This is a genomic window from Erwinia psychrophila (assembly GCF_039023475.1).
Classification (GTDB): Bacteria; Pseudomonadota; Gammaproteobacteria; order Enterobacterales; family Enterobacteriaceae; genus Erwinia.
Genome location: NZ_JBCHVB010000001.1, coordinates 589854 through 610076 on the forward strand (window position 1 = coordinate 589854; position 20223 = coordinate 610076).

Annotated in this window: 21 protein-coding genes and 3 tRNA genes; 16 read left to right on the forward strand and 8 right to left on the reverse strand. The window is 55.3% G+C overall.

Features of this window, described 5'->3' with window-relative positions:
* Nucleotides 1–12 precede the first annotated feature (12 nt).
* Entirely contained in the window at nt 13–456 is a 444-nt protein-coding gene (gene slyA, locus AAH446_RS02630; protein WP_342905174.1) for a transcriptional regulator SlyA, read from the reverse strand.
* Nucleotides 457–599: 143 nt separating this feature from the next.
* Between slyA and AAH446_RS02635 the strand changes: the two genes are divergently transcribed.
* From AAH446_RS02635 to AAH446_RS02645, 3 genes are read left to right on the forward strand one after another with little or no spacing between them, the layout of a single operon-like run.
* Complete coding sequence (locus AAH446_RS02635; RefSeq protein ID WP_342905175.1) at nt 600–839, forward strand: DUF1656 domain-containing protein; 240 nt, start codon at nt 600–602, stop codon at nt 837–839.
* Nucleotides 836–1693 (forward strand): HlyD family secretion protein, encoded by an 858-nt coding sequence (locus AAH446_RS02640; RefSeq protein WP_342905176.1) that lies wholly within the window; start codon nt 836–838, stop codon nt 1691–1693. The genes AAH446_RS02635 and AAH446_RS02640 overlap by 4 nt, the downstream gene beginning before the upstream one ends.
* The gene (locus tag AAH446_RS02645; protein ID WP_342905177.1) at nt 1690–3717 is read left to right on the forward strand and encodes an FUSC family protein; all 2028 of its coding nucleotides are present in this window, start codon (nt 1690–1692) and stop codon (nt 3715–3717) included. The genes AAH446_RS02640 and AAH446_RS02645 overlap by 4 nt, the downstream gene beginning before the upstream one ends.
* On the opposite strand, the gene sodC is transcribed toward AAH446_RS02645, so the two are convergent.
* From sodC to AAH446_RS02660, 3 genes are all read right to left on the reverse strand, one after another.
* Nucleotides 3714–4232, reverse strand: a complete 519-nt coding sequence (gene sodC / locus AAH446_RS02650; protein WP_342905178.1) for a superoxide dismutase [Cu-Zn] SodC — start codon at nt 4230–4232, stop codon at nt 3714–3716. The genes AAH446_RS02645 and sodC overlap by 4 nt on opposite strands.
* An 86-nt stretch (nt 4233–4318) precedes the next feature.
* Entirely contained in the window at nt 4319–5215 is an 897-nt protein-coding gene (locus AAH446_RS02655; protein ID WP_342905179.1) for an aldo/keto reductase, read from the reverse strand.
* Between the two features lie 140 nt (nt 5216–5355).
* The gene (locus tag AAH446_RS02660; protein ID WP_342905180.1) at nt 5356–5595 is read right to left on the reverse strand and encodes a DUF1289 domain-containing protein; all 240 of its coding nucleotides are present in this window, start codon (nt 5593–5595) and stop codon (nt 5356–5358) included.
* A gap of 171 nt (nt 5596–5766) precedes the next feature.
* Here AAH446_RS02660 and AAH446_RS02665 point away from each other — a divergent pair, with 171 nt between their 5' ends.
* From AAH446_RS02665 to rnt, 4 genes are all read left to right on the forward strand, one after another.
* Complete coding sequence (locus tag AAH446_RS02665; RefSeq protein WP_342905181.1) at nt 5767–6363, forward strand: TetR/AcrR family transcriptional regulator; 597 nt, start codon at nt 5767–5769, stop codon at nt 6361–6363.
* Nucleotides 6364–6405: 42 nt separating this feature from the next.
* Nucleotides 6406–7509, forward strand: a complete 1104-nt coding sequence (gene nemA, locus AAH446_RS02670; protein ID WP_342905182.1) for an alkene reductase — start codon at nt 6406–6408, stop codon at nt 7507–7509.
* A gap of 155 nt (nt 7510–7664) precedes the next feature.
* Nucleotides 7665–8072, forward strand: a complete 408-nt coding sequence (gene gloA, locus AAH446_RS02675) for a lactoylglutathione lyase (protein ID WP_342905183.1) — start codon at nt 7665–7667, stop codon at nt 8070–8072.
* A gap of 102 nt (nt 8073–8174) precedes the next feature.
* A complete protein-coding gene (rnt, locus tag AAH446_RS02680) occupies nt 8175–8828 on the forward strand; it encodes a ribonuclease T (protein ID WP_342905184.1) in 654 nt (217 codons plus the stop codon).
* Nucleotides 8829–8927: 99 nt separating this feature from the next.
* On the opposite strand, the gene AAH446_RS02685 is transcribed toward rnt, so the two are convergent.
* Nucleotides 8928–9266 (reverse strand): Grx4 family monothiol glutaredoxin, encoded by a 339-nt coding sequence (locus AAH446_RS02685; RefSeq protein WP_342905185.1) that lies wholly within the window; start codon nt 9264–9266, stop codon nt 8928–8930.
* Nucleotides 9267–9635: 369 nt separating this feature from the next.
* Between AAH446_RS02685 and AAH446_RS02690 the strand changes: the two genes are divergently transcribed.
* Nucleotides 9636–10463 (forward strand): C40 family peptidase, encoded by an 828-nt coding sequence (locus AAH446_RS02690; protein ID WP_342905186.1) that lies wholly within the window; start codon nt 9636–9638, stop codon nt 10461–10463.
* Between the two features lie 41 nt (nt 10464–10504).
* Here AAH446_RS02690 and cydH read toward each other — a convergent pair whose 3' ends face one another.
* Nucleotides 10505–10594 (reverse strand): cytochrome bd-I oxidase subunit CydH, encoded by a 90-nt coding sequence (cydH, locus tag AAH446_RS02695; RefSeq protein ID WP_342905187.1) that lies wholly within the window; start codon nt 10592–10594, stop codon nt 10505–10507.
* 294 nt (nt 10595–10888) lie between these two features.
* Between cydH and purR the strand changes: the two genes are divergently transcribed.
* Entirely contained in the window at nt 10889–11914 is a 1026-nt protein-coding gene (gene purR / locus AAH446_RS02700) for an HTH-type transcriptional repressor PurR (RefSeq protein ID WP_342905188.1), read from the forward strand.
* A 56-nt stretch (nt 11915–11970) separates the two neighbouring features.
* On the opposite strand, the gene punR is transcribed toward purR, so the two are convergent.
* Complete coding sequence (gene punR / locus AAH446_RS02705; protein WP_342905189.1) at nt 11971–12882, reverse strand: DNA-binding transcriptional activator PunR; 912 nt, start codon at nt 12880–12882, stop codon at nt 11971–11973.
* Nucleotides 12883–12994: 112 nt separating this feature from the next.
* Between punR and punC the strand changes: the two genes are divergently transcribed.
* Both punC and cfa read left to right on the forward strand, forming a co-directional pair.
* Complete coding sequence (gene punC / locus AAH446_RS02710; RefSeq protein WP_342905190.1) at nt 12995–14179, forward strand: purine nucleoside transporter PunC; 1185 nt, start codon at nt 12995–12997, stop codon at nt 14177–14179.
* A 294-nt stretch (nt 14180–14473) separates the two neighbouring features.
* Entirely contained in the window at nt 14474–15622 is a 1149-nt protein-coding gene (gene cfa / locus AAH446_RS02715) for a cyclopropane fatty acyl phospholipid synthase (RefSeq protein ID WP_342905191.1), read from the forward strand.
* Nucleotides 15623–15670: 48 nt separating this feature from the next.
* Here cfa and AAH446_RS02720 read toward each other — a convergent pair whose 3' ends face one another.
* Nucleotides 15671–16312, reverse strand: a complete 642-nt coding sequence (locus AAH446_RS02720) for a riboflavin synthase subunit alpha (protein WP_342905795.1) — start codon at nt 16310–16312, stop codon at nt 15671–15673.
* 233 nt (nt 16313–16545) lie between these two features.
* Here AAH446_RS02720 and AAH446_RS02725 point away from each other — a divergent pair, with 233 nt between their 5' ends.
* The 5 genes from AAH446_RS02725 (at nt 16546) to pykF (ending at nt 20128) form a co-directional block, all read left to right on the forward strand.
* A complete protein-coding gene (locus AAH446_RS02725; RefSeq protein WP_342905192.1) occupies nt 16546–17919 on the forward strand; it encodes an MATE family efflux transporter in 1374 nt (457 codons plus the stop codon).
* Between the two features lie 150 nt (nt 17920–18069).
* Nucleotides 18070–18146 (forward strand) — tRNA-Val (locus AAH446_RS02730).
* Between the two features lie 4 nt (nt 18147–18150).
* Nucleotides 18151–18227: transfer RNA gene (locus tag AAH446_RS02735), tRNA-Val, on the forward strand.
* 7 nt (nt 18228–18234) lie between these two features.
* Nucleotides 18235–18311: transfer RNA gene (locus AAH446_RS02740), tRNA-Val, on the forward strand.
* Nucleotides 18312–18715: 404 nt separating this feature from the next.
* Entirely contained in the window at nt 18716–20128 is a 1413-nt protein-coding gene (gene pykF, locus AAH446_RS02745) for a pyruvate kinase PykF (RefSeq protein WP_342905193.1), read from the forward strand.
* Nucleotides 20129–20223: the final 95 nt, after the last annotated feature.

Consider the following 20223-nt stretch of genomic DNA (forward strand, 5'->3'; position numbering starts at 1 on the left):
AAAGCCGGTTTTTTATTCGTCGCGATGCTGCAGTTCCAGAATGTTTTTTTCAAGACGGGCAACGAGCATGACCATTCTGTCGATATCCTGCTGTGAAATGCCGGCCAGAATATCATCGCGGGTGGCGTCGATAACGTGCTCAACCTGAGCGATAACCGGTGCCGCTTCAGTCGTCAGCTTGATGCGCTTCGCACGTCGATCGCTGGCGCAGGTAGTGCGGGTAATTAACCCCTTCTCTTCCAGCTGATCGAGCGTACGCACCAGCGAAGGTTGCTCAATACCGATCGCTTTTGCCAGCTGGATCTGTGACTGCTCAGGGGGCAACTGATGAATGTTATGCAGGGTGACCCAGTGCGTCTGTGTCAGCGCCAGCGGCTTAAGGCGCTGATCGATAAGCGAGCGCCAGATGCGTACTAATCTTGCGAGATCCGTGCCTAGAGGGGTATCCAATTTCATCTCCTTATAATTAGCTTGCTAGCTATCAATCCGCATTTTACTCTATTCTGCGAGTTTACAGGACAAAATACAAATTCGGCATTTACCCATCCGGGATCGTGACTGGCCCTACGGCGGCTGGCCCGGAAAGAAGGATCTCTCCCGTGAGCAATACGCTGTTTTCCTCTGCTGTGCCCCTGACTGACCTGGTTTTCGGGGCTTCCGTCTACTTCCCGCCGCTGTTTAAAGCCGTGCTGCTGGGCTTTTTCCTCTGGCTGCTGCTGCACCGGCTGCTGCGGGACTGGATCTACTCAGGTGATATCTGGCATCCGACGCTGCTGGATCTCTCACTCTTTGTTCTTTGCGTCAGCGCCGCCATGTGGCTTCTCAGGGTGATCGCATGAAATTCAGCACGCTTAAATATTTTATCACCCTGTTCTTTTTTGCCGCTGCCCTGCTGGCTGGCTGGTGGCTCTGGAACTACTACATGCAGTCTCCCTGGACCCGGGATGGCAAAGTGCGTGCTGAACTGGTCAGCATTACGCCGCAGGTCTCCGGGCAAATTACGCAGCTGCTGGTGAAAGATAATCAGTTCGTCACTAAAGGAACAAAGCTGGTCACGCTGGACGATGAGCCCTGGCGTATTGAGGTGCTGGATGCGGAAGCCGGCGTGGATCAGGCGCGCTCGGACCTGTTAAAGGCGCAGCATGAAGCCCGCCGCCGGCAAAATTTGCCCCGCAATACGATTTCCGCCGAAGAGCTTGATGCGGCAAGCCTTAACGCGCAGGCGATGGCGGCGGCGGCGAAAGTGGCCCAGGCCCGTCTTGAAAGGGCGAAGTGGAATCTGTCACAAACGCAGATTTTCGCTCCCACCGACGGCTGGATCGGTAATCTCCAGGTCCGCCCCGGCAACTTTGCCACCAGCGGCTCCCCGCTTTTCGCCCTGGTGGACAGTCACTCTTTTTACGTGACCGGCTATTTTGAAGAGACCAAACTTCGCCATATACAACCCGGTAACCGGGCCATCATCCGGCTGTACAGTGACAACCGGGAGTTACAGGGCGAAGTCGAGAGTATCGGACGCGCTATTTACGACCAAAGCGTGGAGACGGACAGCGGCCTGGTACCCGATATCAAACCCAACGTCCCCTGGGTGAGGCTGGCGCAGCGCGTCCCTGTCCGCATTCGTCTCCTTGACGTGCCGGAGGGCCTGCCGCTGATTTCCGGTACCACCTGTACCGTTTCCATCCAGCCATGAACCTGAACGTTCTCGCCTGGAACAGGCTTCCCTGGGTCAAAGCAACCGGTGCCCAGTGGCGGTATACGTTACGCAATACGCTCGCCATGTGCCTGGCGCTGAGTATCGCCTACGGGCTGGATCTGGATGAGCCCTACTGGGCAATGACCTCTGCGGCGGTAGTCAGTTTCCCAACGCTTGGCGGCGCCATCGGCAAAAGCCTGGGCCGCATTGCGGGCAGCCTGCTGGGGGCCGCTGCCGCCCTGCTGATTGCGGGACACACGCTGAATGAGCCCTGGCTGTTCGCTTTTGCCATCGCTGCCTGGCTGGCGCTGTGTACCTGGATTGCAAACCACTATCAAAACAATGTGGCCTATGCCTTCTCACTTGCCGGTTATACCGCCGCCATCATCGCCTTTACCACCGTCAATATCACCGATATTTCTCAACTCTGGATCATTACCCAGGCCCGCGTATGTGAAGTGATCACCGGCATACTTTGCGGAGGGCTGATGATGATGATCCTGCCCAGTACCTCCGATGGCGATACGCTGATCGCTTCGCTTAAGCAGATGCATTCGAGGCTGCTTACCCACGCGGGATTGCTGCTTCAGCGCGAAACGAGCGGGCAGATCCGTAGCGCTCATGAAAATGTCATCAGTCAAATCCTCACCATGAACCTGCTGCGCATACAGGCTTTCTGGAGCCACTATCGCTTTCGCCGCCAGAACAATGTGCTGAACTACGTTCTGCACCAGCAGCTACGCCTGACCAGCGTCATCTCCAGCCTGCGCCGTATGCTGCTGAACTGGCCCAATCCGCCCGAGGTGATGTTTACCGCGCTGGCTCAGCTGCTGGATGAGCTTGCACGCAGCAACGTCGATAAATACCGGCTGGCGCAGATTCTGCGCACGGCGGCACCCGATGAGACTTCTGGATACCAGCATCATGCTTTCTGGCACCGGCTGCGCTATTTTTGCTGGCTGTACCTCAACATCAGTCGCTGGCTGCGGCAGTTTGAGCGTGCCGATGCGGATACCCGCCTGTCGCCGCCCGCCGTTCCGGCGCTGGCACGACATACGGACAGCGCGGAGGCGAGCTGGAGCGCGCTCAGAACCTTTGTGGTGATCCTTCTCGGCTGCGCCTTTACCCTGACCACGCAGTGGGATGCCGGCGAGGCGGCGCTGACCCTGGCGGCCATCAGCTGCGTGCTTTACTCGTCGGCGCCCTCGCCCGCCGACAGCGTCTCCCTGCTGCTGAAAACGCTGCTGTTGCTGACGCTGTTCAGTTTTCTGATTAAGTTCGGCGTAATGATCCAGGTTGACGTGCTGTGGCAGTTTTTACTTTTTCTGTTTCCGCTGCTGATAACGCTTCAACTCTTCAAGTTGCAGCAGAAGAAATACGCCAGCCTGTGGGGACAATTGATCGTCTTTATGGGCTCTTTTATTGCCGTGACCAACCCTCCGGTATGGGATTACCAGCAGTTTCTGAACGATAATCTGGCGAAGGTTTGCGGCGTATTACTGGCCTGGCTGGCGTTTCAGATCCTGCGTCCCAGTTCGGATAAGCGCCGCAGCCGCCGCCACATTCGTGCGCTACGCCGGGAGTTTCTCGACCAGCTGAGCCGGCGGCCCAGCCTGAGTCAGAATCGCTTTGAATCACTGATTTATCATCGCATCAATCAGCTCAGCGCCAGCAGCGATGAGCCCGCCCGCCTCTGGCTGCTGCGCTGGGGCGTGGTGCTGCTTAACTGCTCGCACGTTGTCTGGCAGTTAAGAGAATGGCAAACCGAGGTAGCCGCTCATACAGCGGTGCGCGATGAGACTTTACAGGAGCTGCACCACATCATCAGCGAACGTGGCGTAAACCATCGTTCGCTGGATGCAACGCTTAGCGTAATGCAGGAAAGGGTTAACCTGCTGGCTGCCGGAGATCTTCAGAATCGGGCGCTGGCGGGGATGATCTGGCGCCTGGCCTGTTCGCTTTCTCAGCTCGCCCAGGCACTGCCGGCGGAAAGCGACACCGGCAGCGGTCGGTTAGCTTAGATAACGCCGCAGGCCAGCCTGTCGCCGCCACCGCCCAGCGGTTTAGGTTCATCGGCGTGATTATCGCCGCCAACATGCACCATCAGCGCCTTTCCTTTTATTTCGGAAAGTTTTTTGATGCGTGGTGCGAGAACAGGATAGGTCGCCATACCGTCACTGGTGACATAAATCGCGGGCAGGTCCCCGAGATGCCCTTCCCGGTAAGGCCCCAGATGCTTACCGGTATTCTGTGGATCCAGATGACCGCCGGCTGCGCCTGCCGGAACAACTTTGCCATCTTTGGTCTGGGGCTCACAGCTGCCCTTCGCATGTACGTGGAAACCGTGAATACCCGGCGGCAGAGCTTTAAGATCGGGCGTGAAAGTCAGCCCATAGGGCGTCTCGTCAACCGTTACGGTACCAATGCTTTCCCCGGCGCCCTGCGGCGTCGCCAGCTTGAGATCCACCTTTTCACTGGCGGCGTGCGCAATCGAGCACGTCGCCAGCAACATCGTAATCAGAGTTAATCGTTTCACAGGCTCTCCTTCATTTTATTCCCGGAGCTTTAAGCCTGGTCATTTTCAGAGAAAATGCCTGATAAAACGTTAAGGCTGACGGATCTTTACGGAACGTCGTAGCCGAGCGCCGCTTTACGGATGCGGAACCACTGCTGGCGGGAGAGTTCGATACGGGTGGCATCAACCGCCGTCCGGACGCGGTCAATTTTGCCTGAGCCAATCACCGGCAGCGGTCGGGAAGGCAGGCGCATAATCCAGGCATAAACCACCTGTTCAATATTTTCTGCGCCCGTTTCATCCCTGACGGCTTCCAGTTCATTACGCAGCGGGCCGTATTCCGCTTCGCTGAAGAGCCGGCCGCCGCCAAGGCAGGACCAGGCCATGGGCCGGATGCGCAACTGCTGGCACTGATCGAGGGTGCCATCCAGCAGCAGGGGCTGATGCAGCGGGGAGATTTCAACCTGATTGGTGGCAAGCGTAAACGGCAGGCGGGACTGCAGCAGAGAAAACTGCGCCGGCGTAAAGTTGGATACGCCGAAGTGCCTGACCTTCCCGCTCTGATGCAGATGGGTAAAGGCCTGCGCGATTTCATCCGCATCCATCAGCGGGTCGGGGCGGTGGATCAATAGCAGATCGAGGTAGTCGGTCGAGAAATGACGGAGTGAATTCTCCGCGCTCTTTTCGATATGGGCAGCCTCGGTAATATAGTGACCGATTGCGTTACCTGGCTCTGCCGTTGTGGCGATGCCACATTTCGTCACCAGCTCCAGACGCTGGCGGAGCGAAGGCGCAAGCTTAAGCGCCTTGCCAAACTCCGCTTCGCAAAGATAGTCGCCGTAGATATCCGCATGATCCGTTGTGGTAATGCCCAGTTCCAGATGCTGTTCAATAAAGGTGACCAGCTGCTGCGGCGTGAATGCCCAGCTCATCAGCCGCCAGTAGCCCATCACCATTTCTGAAAATTCCGGCCCCTGTGGCGCAATAGGCAAACGTTGCAGCATAAAAATTCCTTAATTATTCTGATTAACTCTCTGAAAACGGGAGACAACCTCCCCGTATCGGTAGGCTGATTATGACAGCGGGCAAGCGGGAAAGCTTGCGGGAATGTGAACCGCGAAGGTATTTTGCGAAGCCGCGCAGATCAGAACAGAGAAGGCTGCTCGGGTTCATCGGGCAGATTGGGTTTGCCGGCACGCTGGAGCCGCAGATAGCGCTGACGACACAGCCGCAGTACCTCCCGCTTCTGCGCATCGCTAAAGCGCATCCAGTTAAAGCGTTCATCGCGGCTGCGCAGACAGCCCCGGCAGTAGCCTTTTTCGTCAGACTGGCAAATCCCCCGACAGGGACTGGGTACGGGAAAAAACTCTAGTTGTTCTGCCACCGTCGCTCCTGATGCATAGACTGACTTCAATTGAAGATCGCATGTCACGCCTTGGCAAGTCTGAAAGCAGATTAATTAGCGCTTTTGTTATAAAGTGACGCACTAAGCAGAATGTGCCACGACTATTGGGGTGATTTGTATCAGACCGATCGGTCTGTTAAGGTAACCGTCATGAAAACGACCCGACAGGATACGCGAGAACACATTCTGATTACCGGCGAAAAGCTCTGCGTGCATCGCGGCTTTACCGGAATGGGATTAATCGAGTTACTGAAAGTGGCTGAAGTGCCGAAAGGCTCTTTCTACTACTATTTCGCCTCCAAGGAGGCGTTCGGCGTCGCAATGCTGGAGCGCTATTTTGCCCTCTACCATCAAAGGTTCAGCACGTATCTGGCTGACCACCAGGGAGAGCAGCGCCAGCGCATTCTGGATTACTATCAGCAGTCGATCACCGCTTTCTGCCAGGATCACGCTTTCTCAGGTTGTCTCTCAGTTAAGCTTTCTGGGGAGGTGTGCGATCTGTCAGAAGCAATGCGCAGTGCGCTGGATGCAGGCTCAAAAGCGCTGATTGCTACGCTAACTGCCGCTATTGAGCGCGCGGCGCGTCAGGGAACGGTCAGGCTGCCCGAAAAGGCTGCCTCCGCCTGCGCCCAGAATATTTATATGCTTTGGCTTGGTGCCAGCCTGCAAAGTAAAATCTCCCGCGATATCATGCCGTTGAATAGCGCATGGCAGGAGATTAACCGGATGCTGCCAGCGCCACTTTAAAAAAAACAGTCTGACTAGAAGACCGGTCTACCAGGAGATATTATGGAACTCAAAAAGCTTTTTACCCCGCTGAAAACGGGCGCGATTACCGTGCCGAACCGCATATTTATGGCACCGCTTACCCGCCTGCGCAGCATTGAACCGGGTGACGTTCCAACGCCAATGATGGGCGAATATTACCGTCAGCGCGCTACCGCCGGGCTGATTATTACCGAAGCGACACAGATTTCTGCCCAGGCAAAGGGCTACGCTGGCGCGCCGGGCCTGCACTCATCCGAACAGATTTCGGCATGGAAAAGTATTAACGAAGGTATCCATCAGGAAGGCGGCCACAGCGCGGTGCAGCTATGGCATACCGGTCGTATTTCCCATACCAGCGTGCAGCCTGAAGGCAAAGCGCCCGTATCAGCCTCAGCGATCAACGCTGAAACCCGTACCTCCCTGCGTGACGAGAAAGGCCAGGCCATTCGTGAAGCCACCTCCACGCCTCGTGCGCTGGAGCTGAATGAAATTGCAGAGGTGGTCAATGATTTTCGTCAGGCGGTCATCAACGCCCGCGAAGCCGATTTCGATCTGGTGGAACTTCACTCGGCGCACGGCTATCTGATTCATCAGTTCCTCTCGCCCGCATCTAACCAGCGTACCGACGCCTATGGCGGCAGCATTGAGAACCGCACCCGCTTTGCGCTTGAGGTGGTTGACGCGGCTATCGACGGCTGGAGCGCCGATCGCATCGGTATCCGTATCTCCCCTCTGGGGCCGTTCAACGGGCTGGACAATGGTGAAGATCAGGAAGAAGCCGCGCTCTACTTCATTGGCGAACTGGCGCGCCGTAATCTGGCCTTCCTGCATATCTCTGAACCGGACTGGGCGGGCGGCAAGCCTTACAGCGACGCGTTCCGCAAAGCTATCCGCGCCGTCTACCCTGGCGTGATTATTGGTGCCGGCGCCTATACGGCAGAAAAAGCGGAAACGCTGATTGAGCAGGGTTTGATCGATGCCGTGGCCTTTGGACGCGCCTATATCGCCAATCCGGATCTCGTCGAGCGTATACGCATCAACGCGCCGCTGAATGAGCCACAGCCTCAATCCTTCTATGGCGGTAGCGATAAAGGTTATACGGACTATGCGACGCTGGCGGACTAACCGACGTCAGGTTTCTCAAAGGCTGCGCGTGCGCAGCCTTTTTGATCCACGGGATAAACGGCTGAAAGCCTGGGGTTAACGCCCAGCAAAATCAACGCTATACTTAATTTTTCGTTATCGGACGATGACGTTACACAGAAACAGAAGAGGATGTTATGCGCTTACTTCACACCATGCTTCGCGTTGGCGATCTGCAACGCTCCGTCGATTTTTACACCAAAGTTTTAGGTATGCGTCTGCTGCGTACCAGTGAGAATGCCGAATATAAATATACGCTGGCCTTTGTTGGTTATACCGAAGAGAGCGAAGGCGCGGTTATCGAACTGACCTATAACTGGGGCGTGGAGAGCTACAACCTTGGCGACGCTTATGGTCACATCGCGCTGGGCGTGGATGACGTGGCGGCAACCTGCGATCGTATCCGTAAAGATGGCGGCAACGTCACCCGTGAAGCGGGCCCGGTTAAGGGCGGAAGCACTATTATCGCTTTTGTGGAAGATCCGGACGGCTATAAAATCGAACTGATTGAAAACAAGCAGGCTGGTCACGGCCTCGGCAACTGATTTTAAGGGTGCTTCCGGCACCCTTCTCCCTTTTTCCCCTGCTGCATCCCCCGCTGAAATTTGCCATAATACGCCCTGCTTTTTTTCGCCTGTGAGATCCTGATGTCTGAACCGAACGAACTTAACGCCCTCAGTAGCCGTTTTCGCGGTTTTTATCCGGTAGTAATTGATGTGGAAACCGCCGGTTTTGACGCTAAAACGAACGCGTTACTGGAAGTGGCCGCTGTCACCCTGAAGATGACCGACGATGGCTGGCTGGAAAAAGATGAAACGCTGCATTTCCACGTTGAGCCGTTTGAAGGATCCGTTCTGCAGCCCGAAGCCCTTGCGTTCAACGGCATCGATCCCGCTAACCCGCTGCGCGGAGCCGTCAGCGAATATGACGCGCTGCATGCCATCTTCAAGCTGGTACGTAAGGGGATCAAAGATCGGGGCTGCAACCGCGCCATCATGGTTGCTCATAACGCGACTTTCGATCTTAATTTTATGAACGCCGCCGCAGAACGCGCTGGCCTGAAGCGTAACCCTTTCCACCCTTTTGTGACTTTTGATACCGCCGCGCTCAGCGGCCTGGTGCTGGGACAGACCGTTCTGGCGAAGGCCTGCCTTGCCGCCGGGATGCCTTTTGACAGCAGCCAGGCGCACTCCGCCCTTTATGACACGGTGCAGACCGCCGATCTGTTCTGTGAGCTGGTCAATCGCTGGAAACGCTTAGGCGGCTGGCCTCTGCCGATCGTGGAAAGCGACGCGCAGTAAGCTTCCGGTGGGTTAACGTCAAAAAAAACCCCACCTGTCGGTGGGGTTCATCAGCACTTCTCCACGGGGGAATATTCGCCCGTATCCTTTCAGGGCAGCTTATTCAGCCGCGTCAGAAGGATATTTCTGCGCCGTCTCTTTGATCAGCTGCTGCAGTTCGCCACGCTGATACATCTCAATAATGATATCGCAGCCACCGACCAGCTCACCGTCGATCCACAGCTGTGGGAATGTAGGCCAGTTGGCGTATTTAGGCAGCTCGGCACGAATTTCCGGATTTTGCAGGATATCAACGTAGGCAAAGCGCTCGCCGCAGCCGGAGAGTGCCTGTACGGCCTGGGCAGAGAAACCACAGCTTGGCAGCTTCGGTGAACCTTTCATGTAAAGCAGAATCGGGTTTTCTGCAATCTGGCGCTCGATTTTTTCAACAGTACTCATAAATGCCTTCCTTAAACGGATACTTCGTGTTTGTTTATTGTAGCGACTCTCTTCCTTTGTTGAAAACGACATTTTCATCAGCCGTAGCTGAGAGGGACAACGCGGAGCGCACAGCGAGAGACCAGGCTACTCTCTCGCGACGTAAGTCATCCCTGAATTCAGGCTCTGATAAGCGCTTTTTGATTATATAACAAGCTGATTTAGCGCGTTTTTTCGCTAATTATCGGTCTGGTATTATTGATACAAAAAAGCACTTACCCTTGCATAATAAGTTCGATTAGAATTGCCTGAATCCTCTGCCGCCGGGCAGATAGTGAAATTTGGCCAGGTTTCCGCCGCTGGCGGGAGCACAAACTGTTAACGGTAACGATGCGTTCACTCATCCTGCTTATCACGCTGGTCTGCAGCCAGCTATTTTTCAATCTGGCTCACGCCTCGCCGCACGCGTCGGTGAAGCCACATCAGCAGAATCTTGACGGAAAGAGTGTCCGCGATGAAGTTCGCCGCAAGCGGCGTCCACAGAAACCCGCTCTGGTCGGAAAAAGTAAAGCGGCCGACACCCTCCGCAGCCGTTCCTCCTCTCTGAAAAAGCACAAGCAGACGAAGCCCGCGGCGTCGCAAACTTCTCGCCAGAAAACCGCTAAAGCAGGCCTTAGAGTGACGTCGGCCAGCAAAAAAGCTGCGGCTAAAAGAGGCCGTACCCGCGCCAACTTATCCCATGCCGCGCAGATAACAACCGATAACGTTTCCGCTTCTCCACTCAGGCTCAGCAAAGCACATCGCGCCCGCTATCAGAAAGCGCGTCAGACCGCCATGAGCAAGCTGATGGGTCAGTTGGGTAAACCCTATATCCGGGGTGGCGCATCACCTGACACCGGCTTCGACTGTAGCGGTCTGGTCTGGTACGCCTATAAAGATCTGGTCAGGTTCAAAATTCCCCGCACGGCGAATGAAATGTACCATCTGCGCGACGCTGCCGCCGTAAAGCGCAGCGAGCTGGAAAAAGGCGATCTGGTGTTTTTCCGCATCACCGGGCGGGGTTCGGCCGATCACGTTGGCGTTTATCTGGGGAACGGCAAATTTATCCAGTCGCCCAGCACCGGCAAGGATATTCAGGTCAGTGCGCTGGGAGATAACTACTGGCGGCAGCATTATGTGGGCGCGCGTCGGGTAATGACGCCGGGAAGTATTCGCTAAGGTGGGATGTCGGGGCCTGGCGTAACGCAGGCCCCGTGAGCTTAGTGCATAACAGCGGTGAAGCTAAAGGCAATAATCATCAGCAGTGCGCCAACGGTAGTCAGCAGCGAATATTTCAAATCAGTATCCATTTCAGCCCTCAATACCCTTACAGTTAATAACGTCTTAGATTTTCCCACAGTTAACGGTAAAAATCTCGTTTTCTCACGCCGGCCTTGTTAGAATCCCACTTTCGTTGCGCAACGGAACGATTTTACGGACTCCAGGACGCGCAACAGCAGGCCCCGATTGTCTTCTTTCCTTCCTGACGTTACTGAATGATTTTAAAAAAACGCCCCCAGACGTCAGAAAGAGCGCCCGCGGCAGGCAAACGATTAACAATATACTTATCAGCGGATTAAGATAAGTGAAGGAGTAGCTATTTAATGGCAACAATTAAAGATGTGGCCAAACGCGCCGGTGTTTCCACCACCACGGTGTCCCACGTCATCAATAAAACCCGCTTTGTCGCCGATGAGACGCGGGAAGCCGTCTGGGATGCGATCAAGGCGCTGCACTATTCCCCCAGCGCGGTGGCACGCAGCCTGAAGGTGAATCACACCAAAACGATAGGCTTACTGGCTACGTCCAGCGAAGCGCCCTACTTTGCCGAAATTATTGAGGCGGTGGAGAATCGCTGCTTCGCCAAAGGCTATACGCTAATCCTTGGCAACGCCCATAACAATTTAGAGAAGCAGCAGGCTTACCTTTCCATGATGGCGCAAAAGCGCGTTGATGGCCTGCTGGTGATGTGTTCAGAATATCCTGATGAGCTGATTAAAATGCTCGAGGACAGCCGCAATATTCCTATGGTGGTGATGGACTGGGGCGAGTCCCGCGGCGATTTTACCGATACCGTGCAGGATAACGCCTTTGAGGGCGGTTACATGGTGGGACGCTATCTTATCGATCGCGGCCATCGCGATATCGGCGCGATCCCGGGTCAGCTGGAGCGTAATACCGGCGGCGGCCGCCACGCTGGTTTCCTCAAGGCGCTTGCTGAAGCGGGTATCACCCTTCGCGACGAATGGCTGGTTCAGGGCGATTTTGAGCCGGAATCTGGCTATCGCGCCATGCAGCAGATTCTCTCCGGCAAGCAGCGCCCTACCGCGGTTTTCTGCGGCGGTGACGTCATGGCGATGGGCGCGATCTGCGCAGCGGATGAAATGGGGTTACGGGTACCACAGGATGTGTCGGTCATTGGCTACGATAACGTGCGCAACGCCCGCTACTTTACTCCGGCCCTGACAACCGTCCATCAGCCCAAAGAACGGCTTGGCGAAACGGCCTTTGATATGCTGCTCGATCGCATCACCAGCAAGCGTGAAGAGTCACAAACCATTGAAGTGCATCCAAGCCTGATTGAACGCCGCTCCGTCGCTGACGGTCCCTTCGTCGACTATCGCCGCTAGATCGCTGCCGCATCCTGTTCTCCGGTACTGTCCGGTCAGCAGGATGCGGCCCTGCTTCAGGCTCCTTCACTCAGCCATTCCCCGTTAAGCGTCTCCGATTCCCCCAGATACTCCAGCAGCCAGTTCAGCGCGGGAGAAGCGTGCTGCTGTGACCAGCTGACGCAGCAGGGGCTGTCCGGGAAGGCGGCGGCGAGCGTAATTTCACTCAGCGCCCCGCTTTTCAGCAGCGGCCGGGCAAGATGTCCCGGCACCATCCCCACGCATAACCCCGCCAGCAGGCAGTCAAACGCGCTCTCCCAGTCCGGCACCACCAGCCTGCGCTGATTATCAAGCGTCCAGGTGGTTCTTTTCGGCAGTGCGCGGGAGGTGTCTTCCAGAACCAGTGAGGGCCACTCGCGGATTTCCTCTTCGCTCAGGGTGCCCGGACGCCCGGCCAGCGGATGCCCGGCCTGCACCACGCATCGCCAGTTCAGTGCCCCCATGTCACGGAAGGCAAAACGTCCGCCCACCGGAATGGCCTGGGTAGCGCCGATCGCCACATCCACACGGCCATCGGCCAGCGCATCCCAGACGCCGTTAAACACCTCTTCCGATAAATGCAGTTCCATATCGGGAAAATGACGGTAAAAATCGACCACCAGCTGGCGGGTTCTGCTGGGTTTTACAATCCGGTCAACCGCGATATTCAACTGCCCGCGCCAGCCGTTAGCGACCTGCTGACACTGCCGCCGGGTGGAAAGCATTTTTTTGATGACACTGCGCCCTTCCTGAATAAAAACCGCGCCCGCCGCGGTCAGCACTACATCGCGATGCCGCCGTTCAAACAGCGGTACGGCCAGCCACGCTTCCATTTGCCGTACGGTATAGCTTATCGCGGAGGGCACGCGGTGTAGCTCGCTGGCCGCCCCGGTAAAACTGCCGGTTCTGGCAACGGCATCAATCACTTCAAGAGAATGTTCAGACCACATATTTTGCCTGCAAATTTTTTGAACGCACTCCGCAAATATTAGCGTTTCACAATCCCTTTCGCACGGTATTACACTCTGCCGCGTTTCATCCATCACTATTAAGAGCAAAAACATGCCGTCAAAAGGATTCACCTTCTATCTCGCGATGCTGAGCATTGTGGGTTTTCTCGCGACCGATATGTATCTCCCCGCGTTTGGCGCGATGCAGGAGGATTTACACACCGAAGCCGGAGCGATCAGTGCCAGCCTGAGCCTGTTCCTCGCCGGTTTTGCCTGCGCGCAGCTTTTCTGGGGGCCTTTGTCTGACCGGATTGGCCGCAAACCTGTCCTGCTGATGGGCCTCGGGCTGTTTTCGCTTAGCTGTGGCGCGATGTGGTGGATCAGCGATGCGACGATGCTGCTGGTGCTGCGTTTTGTGCAGGCTATCGGGATTTGTGCCGCAGCCGTTAGCTGGCAGGCGCTGGTGGTGGACCGCTATCCCGCCGCGCAGGCAAACAAAGTCTTTGCCACTATTATGCCGCTGGTCGCGCTCTCGCCGGCACTTGCTCCCCTGCTTGGCGCATGGTTGCTCAACCACTTTAGCTGGCGGGCGATCTTCGTTGCGCTGCTGTTAATTTCTGTCGCTCTGCTGTTCTGTACGCTGTTCCTTGCCAGCGGACGCCGGGCTGCTTCCACAGCATCATCGGGCAAAAGCACCGGCTTTCTTACCCTGCTGAAATCACCGGCCTACAGCGGTAATGTGCTGATTTATGCAGCCTGTTCGGCCAGCTTCTTCGCGTGGCTGACCGGATCGCCGTTTATTCTTGCTTCCCTCGGCATGTCACCGGGCAGCATCGGTCTGAGCTATTTCCCCCAGACCCTTGCGTTCCTGACGGGCGGTTATGGCTGCCGTACGCTGTTAAAACGCCGGGAAGGCGCCGCTCTGCTTCCCTGGCTGCTCGGTATCTATAGTCTCAGCATTATCGCTTTCTTTATCGCTGCCCAGCAGACTTCGCCCTCCGTCTGGGGACTGCTGCTGCCGTTTTGCGGCATTGCGCTTGCTAACGGCGCGCTCTATCCGATTGTGGTATCCAATGCTCTGCTGCCCTTCCCGGAGGCGAGCGGTAAAGCCGCTGCGCTTCAGAATACGCTACAGCTCGGTTTGTGCTGCCTGGCCAGCCTGTTGATTTCCACCTTTATCGCCACGCCGCTCCTGACCAGCTCGCTGGTGATGCTGGCCACGGTTTTCCTGGCGCTGATGGGCTACGTTTTACAACGTGGGAAAGCCCACAGGGCGGTCTTGTCAGGCGCACACTAACTGGCTGAACTTATTCAGTTAGCAACCTAACGATTTAGGTTTGAATTATGCCTGGGGTGAGCATATACTCATTTCCAGGCTAATAATAATGATGCTATTTCCTTTTAAGACCTGACAGGGTAGTCAAAATTGTTTCCTGCGCGGCGTTCGTTGCGCAACTCTGCGGGCCTTCTTAATATACCTCTGTAACGTCGGATATCATCCGTACGGTAATTCCGTGCGGGTTCTCAAAATCCTGCAGAAATTGTCTATGCTTTTTCTCAGGTTTCAATCACACCGGGTGATGGAGAGACTATGAGTTCATCGTGTATAGAAGAAGTGGACCTGGCAGAAAACCACTGGTTCCAGATCGTCCAGGAAATGTTGCGCAAAGCGGATGTCACCGTAGGCGGCTCTCACCCCTGGGATATTCAGGTAACTAACCCCGATTTTTTTAAACGCGTTCTGCAGGAAGGCTCGCTGGGACTGGGCGAAAGCTATATGGATGGCTGGTGGGAATGTGAACGGCTGGATATGTTTTTCCACCGCGTGCTTGCCGCCAGACTCGATCAGGAACTTCCCCATCATTTCAGAGATACGCTGCGCGTCGTGGCGGCGCGGCTGACTAATCTCCAGTCACGCAAGCGCGCCTGGATAGTTGGCCGGGAGCATTACGATTTAGGTAACGATCTCTTTTCCCGCATGCTCGACCCTTATATGCAGTATTCCTGCGGCTACTGGAAGGAAGCGAAAACGCTGGAGCAGGCCCAGGAAGCCAAACTGAAAATCATCTGTGAAAAATTACAGCTGGCGCCGGGGATGACGTTACTGGATATCGGCTGCGGCTGGGGCGGACTGGCTGGCTATGCCGCCCGCCACTATGGCGCCAAAGTGACCGGCGTGACCATTTCGGCAGAGCAGCAAAAAATGGCGCAGCAACGCTGTGAAGGGCTGGATGTCACGATATTACTCCAGGATTACCGCGACCTGGATCGGCAATTTGACCGGATCGCTTCAGTCGGCATGTTTGAACATGTCGGTCCCAAAAACTACGCGACCTACTTCAACGTGGTTAACCGCAATCTGAAACCTGACGGGCTGTTTCTTCTGCACACCATCGGTGCGAATAAAACGGACGAGAGCGTGGACGCCTGGATCAATAAATATATTTTCCCCAATGGCTGTCTTCCTTCCGTTCGTCATATTGCCGATGCGCATGAACCTTACTTTGTGATGGAAGACTGGCATAACTTTGGCCAGGATTATGATTTTACGCTGATGGCCTGGTACCAGCGCTTCCTGGAGGCCTGGCCCGACCTGGCGGAGGCGTATGGCGATCGGTTCAAACGGATGTTTAGCTACTACCTGAACGCCTGCGCCGGCGCCTTTCGCGCCAGGGACATTCAACTCTGGCAGGTCCTGTTTTCCCACGGTGTGGAGGGCGGTCTGCGCGTACCGCGCTAACCCAGCCTGAAAAGGGCCGGTATGGCAGATAATACCGGCCCTGTTACCTTATGTTCCGCTGGTCAGCGTTTCCACCGTAGCTTCACGCTGCGCCAGCACGCGCTCTACGGTCTCCACGATGGCCTGCGTATGGGGATCGATTTCAATATTCACTTTATGCCCCAGGCGCTTTGCGCCCAGCGTGGTTCTCGCCAGCGTTTCAGGAATGAGATGCACACAAAATTTCGTTTTAGTGACCTCACCCACCGTCAGGCTGATGCCATCAATGCCGATAAACCCTTTGTGAAGGATATATTTCATCTGCTGGGCATCCTGCGGCCTGAACCAGATTTCCCGGTTATTTTCCGAAGCGATGATTTTACTGATTTCGGCGGTGGTCATAATATGCCCCGACATCAGATGACCGCCGATTTCATCGCTGAATTTTGCCGCGCGTTCCACGTTAATGGTATCGCCAGCCTTTAAATCCCCCAGATTGGTGATTCGCAGTGTCTCTTTTACTAAATCAAAACTTACCCGATCGCCTGCGATCTCCGTAACCGTCAGACAGCAGCCGTTGTGTGAAACGGATGCGCCCAGCTCCAGACCCGGCAACAGCGCTTCCGGCATCCTGATGATATGGGTGCGAAAATTCGGTTTCTCTTCGACGGCCAGCACTTCCGCCGTGCCCTGAACAATCCCGGTAAACATAGTCATTGCCTCATATCGCATAGTCTTTGCCACTAGTTTGCCCTGGCTGCCTTTCAAAACCAACTATCCCCCCACCAGAGCGCACTTCATTGCGCTATTCTTTCCGCTTAAGAGTAGCTATTTACCTTGCGGGCGTTACACTAAGTGGCCTGCAGCACGTCGCCTTCGCCATCCGCTAACGCATATGTCGCCGTCAGGCTTTTCCTTTAAATTTCAAATAAACAGGTGTATCTGTGCAGAAGTACCTTACAGAAGCCCGCCAGCTGCTGGCGTTGGCGATTCCGGTGATCCTGGCGCAGGTTGCGCAAACCGCCATGGGCTTCGTTGATACCATTATGGCCGGCTCCGTGAGCGCGACCGATATGGCTGCCGTCGCGGTCGGCACATCGATCTGGCTGCCCGCTATTCTTTTTGGCCACGGTCTGCTGCTCTCCCTCACGCCAGTCGTAGCGCAATATAACGGTTCCGGGCGGCGGGATCGCGTCGCCTGGCAGGTCAGGCAGGCCTACTGGCTGGCGGGATTTTCCTCTCTGCTGATCATGATTGTGCTCTATAACGCCGGATACGTGATTAACGCCATGCAGAACGTCGATCCTCTGCTGGCCAGCAAAGCGGTGGGCTACCTGCACGCGCTGCTATGGGGCGTGCCGGGCTACCTCTTTTTCCAGGTTGCCCGTAATCAGTGCGAAGGGTTGTCAAAAACCAAGCCGGGCATGGTCATGGGTTTTATCGGCCTGCTGGTCAATATTCCGGTTAACTATATCTTTATTTACGGCCACTTCGGGATGCCCGCGCTGGGCGGCGTTGGCTGCGGCGTGGCGACCGCAACCGTCTACTGGGTGATGTTTATTGCTATGCGATACTGGGTCAGCCGGGCGCGCTCAATGCGCGATATCCGGCTGCCTGCGCGCTTCAGCCCGCCGGACAGAAAAGTCCTCTGGCGGCTGTTTACATTGGGTCTGCCGGTTGCCCTCGCGCTCTTTTTTGAGGTGACGCTGTTTGCCGTGGTGGCCCTGCTGGTCTCGCCAATGGGGATCGTTCAGGTTGCCGGTCATCAGATCGCGCTAAACTTCAGTTCGCTGATGTTCGTTCTGCCGCTGTCGCTAGGCGTCGCCACCACCATCCGGGTAGGTTTCCGCCTGGGTCAGGGGTCGCCGGAAGCAGCAAAAGTTGCCGCCTGGAGCGCACAGGGGGTAGGCGTCACGATGGCGATGATAACCGCCCTGCTGACGGTTATTTTCCGCGAACAGATCGCCCTGCTCTACAACGATAACCCGGAGGTGGTCACGCTCGCCGCGCAGCTTATGCTGCTGGCCGCCATTTATCAGTTCTCCGACGCCATCCAGGTGATTGGCAGCGGCATTCTGCGGGGTTATAAGGATACAAGAGCGATTTTCTTTATCACCTTTGTCGCTTATTGGGTGCTGGGTTTGCCGAGCGGTTATGTGCTCGCACTGACCGACTGGGTGGTGGCGCCGATGGGCCCGGCAGGCTTCTGGACCGGCTTTATTATCGGCCTGACCTCCGCTGCGGTGATGATGGTCTGGCGGATACTGCGCCTTCAGCGGCAGCCAGCGGAGGCTATTCTCTCCCGCGCAGCGCATTAATTTTTCGGTAATTTTGCCCTCTGCGTGTCTAAAATTGCTGCGCTTCGCACAAGGTAGCAGCAGTCACGCAGAAAAAAGCGGATTTCCGCTTGCCAGGCGATGGCGCTGTCGTTAATATTCGTCCCCGCTGTCAGCAAGACAGCAATCGGCGCGTTCTTAGCTCAGTTGGTTAGAGCACCACCTTGACATGGTGGGGGTCGGAGGTTCGAGTCCTCTAGAACGCACCACAGTGCGTCCGTAGCTCAGTTGGTTAGAGCACCACCTTGACATGGTGGGGGTCGGTGGTTCGAGTCCACTCGGACGCACCATTCTTTTGCGTTCTTAGCTCAGTTGGTTAGAGCACCACCTTGACATGGTGGGGGTCGGAGGTTCGAGTCCTCTAGAACGCACCATCTTCTTTTTTCCTCTTTGTTACCTCTTTCCGTCTGCGTTTAATCTTAAAAATCCCTCTGCCGTTTTTTGCGCAATAACCTGACATGGCGCAAGCTTCCGTTACGCAACGCTCGCTTTTTTTATTGGTTTTCGCATACTTAGCGTCTATAATATAAAACGTTGTTTCACCTGAATGGTTTCAGCGAATGGTTGACCCTTTATTAAAAACAGTAGATTGTTGCGCCCCCTCCCTGCGCACGCGCGCTGAAACCGCGATTCAACTTCCTCTGCACGCTTTTCTACCTTCTCCTATTCTTAATCTGTACCGCAGTATGCTCTTACGAAAAAATTTCTGCTGGCTGTCTTACGCAGACTGCCGGCATTTCCCTTTTCTCATCCATCACAACTTTATAGATAATCTGTCATGAAAAAGACCAAAATTGTTTGTACCATCGGCCCAAAAACCGAATCTGAAGAAATGCTGACCAGCCTGCTTGATGCAGGTATGAACGTAATGCGTCTGAACTTTTCACACGGTGATTATGCAGAGCATGGCCAGCGCATCGCGAACCTGCGTGCGGTCATGAATAAAAGCGGCCATCAGGCTGCTATCCTGCTGGATACCAAAGGCCCGGAAATCCGCACCATGAAGCTGGAAGGCGGTAATGATGTCTCGCTGAAGGCGGGTCAGACGTTCACCTTCAGTACCGACCAGGCAGTGATCGGTAACAACGAGCGCGTTGCGGTGACCTACCCAGGCTTCACTTCCGATCTGAAAATCGGCAACACCGTGCTGGTTGACGATGGCCTGATTGGCATGGAAGTTACTGAAGTCACGGAAAACACCGTGGTGTGTAAAGTGCTTAATAACGGCGATCTGGGCGAAAACAAAGGCGTTAACCTGCCGGGCGTGTCCATTCAGCTGCCAGCGCTGGCGGAAAAAGATAAGCGCGACCTGATTTTCGGTTGTGAACAGGGTGTCGACTTCGTGGCGGCCTCTTTTATCCGTAAGCGTTCCGACGTGCTGGAAATCCGTGAGCACCTTAAGCAGCACGGCGGCGAGCATATTCAGATCATCTCCAAAATTGAAAACCAGGAAGGTTTGAATAATTTTGATGAAATCCTGGATGCGTCTGACGGCATTATGGTTGCACGTGGCGATCTCGGCGTTGAGATCCCGGTTGAAGAAGTGATCTTCGCGCAGAAGATGATGATCAAAAAATGTAACCGTGCCCGCAAAGTGGTGATCACTGCCACCCAGATGCTCGATTCCATGATCAAAAACCCTCGCCCTACCCGTGCGGAAGCCGGCGACGTGGCAAACGCGATTCTCGACGGCACCGATGCGGTGATGCTTTCTGGTGAAAGCGCCAAAGGAAAATATCCTCTGGAGTCCGTTTCGATCATGGCGACGATCTGTGAGCGTACCGATCGTGTAATGAAGAGCCGTATTGATAGTCAGCATGACAACCGTAAAATGCGCATCACCGAAGCCGTTTGCCGCGGTGCGGTTGAAACAGCACAGAACCTGGAAGCGCCTATCATCGTTGTCGCTACCGAAGGTGGCAAATCCGCGAAATCGGTCCGTAAATATTTCCCTAACGCCATCATCCTGGCATTGACCACCAACGAGCAGACTGCCCGTCAGCTGATTCTGAGCAAAGGCATTATCACCTCTGTAGTGAAAGAAATTGCTTCAACCGACGATTTTTACCGTATCGGTAAGGAAGCGGCGGTTGCCAGCGGCTACGGTCAGAAAGGGGATGTTGTCGTAATGGTTTCTGGTGCGCTGGTCCCTAGCGGAACCACTAATACCGCCTCCGTCCACGTACTGTAATTAAATTTTACGCCGGACAGTTTAAAAACGCCCTGAGGGGCGTTTTTTTATGCTTTGCATAATAGCTTTTCAGAAAAGCGCCAATCGAAAATAAC

Coding starts and splice junctions, on each gene's coding strand:
- punC (WP_342905190.1), top strand. CDS start 12,995: ATGCCGTCAAAAGGATTCACCTTCTATCTCGCGATGCTGAGCATTGTG.
- punR (WP_342905189.1), bottom strand. CDS start 12,882: ATGTGGTCTGAACATTCTCTTGAAGTGATTGATGCCGTTGCCAGAACC.
- rnt (WP_342905184.1), top strand. CDS start 8,175: ATGTCTGAACCGAACGAACTTAACGCCCTCAGTAGCCGTTTTCGCGGT.
- purR (WP_342905188.1), top strand. CDS start 10,889: ATGGCAACAATTAAAGATGTGGCCAAACGCGCCGGTGTTTCCACCACC.
- AAH446_RS02665 (WP_342905181.1), top strand. CDS start 5,767: ATGAAAACGACCCGACAGGATACGCGAGAACACATTCTGATTACCGGC.
- AAH446_RS02685 (WP_342905185.1), bottom strand. CDS start 9,266: ATGAGTACTGTTGAAAAAATCGAGCGCCAGATTGCAGAAAACCCGATT.
- AAH446_RS02645 (WP_342905177.1), top strand. CDS start 1,690: ATGAACCTGAACGTTCTCGCCTGGAACAGGCTTCCCTGGGTCAAAGCA.
- AAH446_RS02720 (WP_342905795.1), bottom strand. CDS start 16,312: ATGTTTACCGGGATTGTTCAGGGCACGGCGGAAGTGCTGGCCGTCGAA.
- AAH446_RS02690 (WP_342905186.1), top strand. CDS start 9,636: ATGCGTTCACTCATCCTGCTTATCACGCTGGTCTGCAGCCAGCTATTT.
- cfa (WP_342905191.1), top strand. CDS start 14,474: ATGAGTTCATCGTGTATAGAAGAAGTGGACCTGGCAGAAAACCACTGG.
- pykF (WP_342905193.1), top strand. CDS start 18,716: ATGAAAAAGACCAAAATTGTTTGTACCATCGGCCCAAAAACCGAATCT.
- cydH (WP_342905187.1), bottom strand. CDS start 10,594: ATGGATACTGATTTGAAATATTCGCTGCTGACTACCGTTGGCGCACTG.
- gloA (WP_342905183.1), top strand. CDS start 7,665: ATGCGCTTACTTCACACCATGCTTCGCGTTGGCGATCTGCAACGCTCC.
- AAH446_RS02640 (WP_342905176.1), top strand. CDS start 836: ATGAAATTCAGCACGCTTAAATATTTTATCACCCTGTTCTTTTTTGCC.
- nemA (WP_342905182.1), top strand. CDS start 6,406: ATGGAACTCAAAAAGCTTTTTACCCCGCTGAAAACGGGCGCGATTACC.
- AAH446_RS02655 (WP_342905179.1), bottom strand. CDS start 5,215: ATGCTGCAACGTTTGCCTATTGCGCCACAGGGGCCGGAATTTTCAGAA.
- slyA (WP_342905174.1), bottom strand. CDS start 456: ATGAAATTGGATACCCCTCTAGGCACGGATCTCGCAAGATTAGTACGC.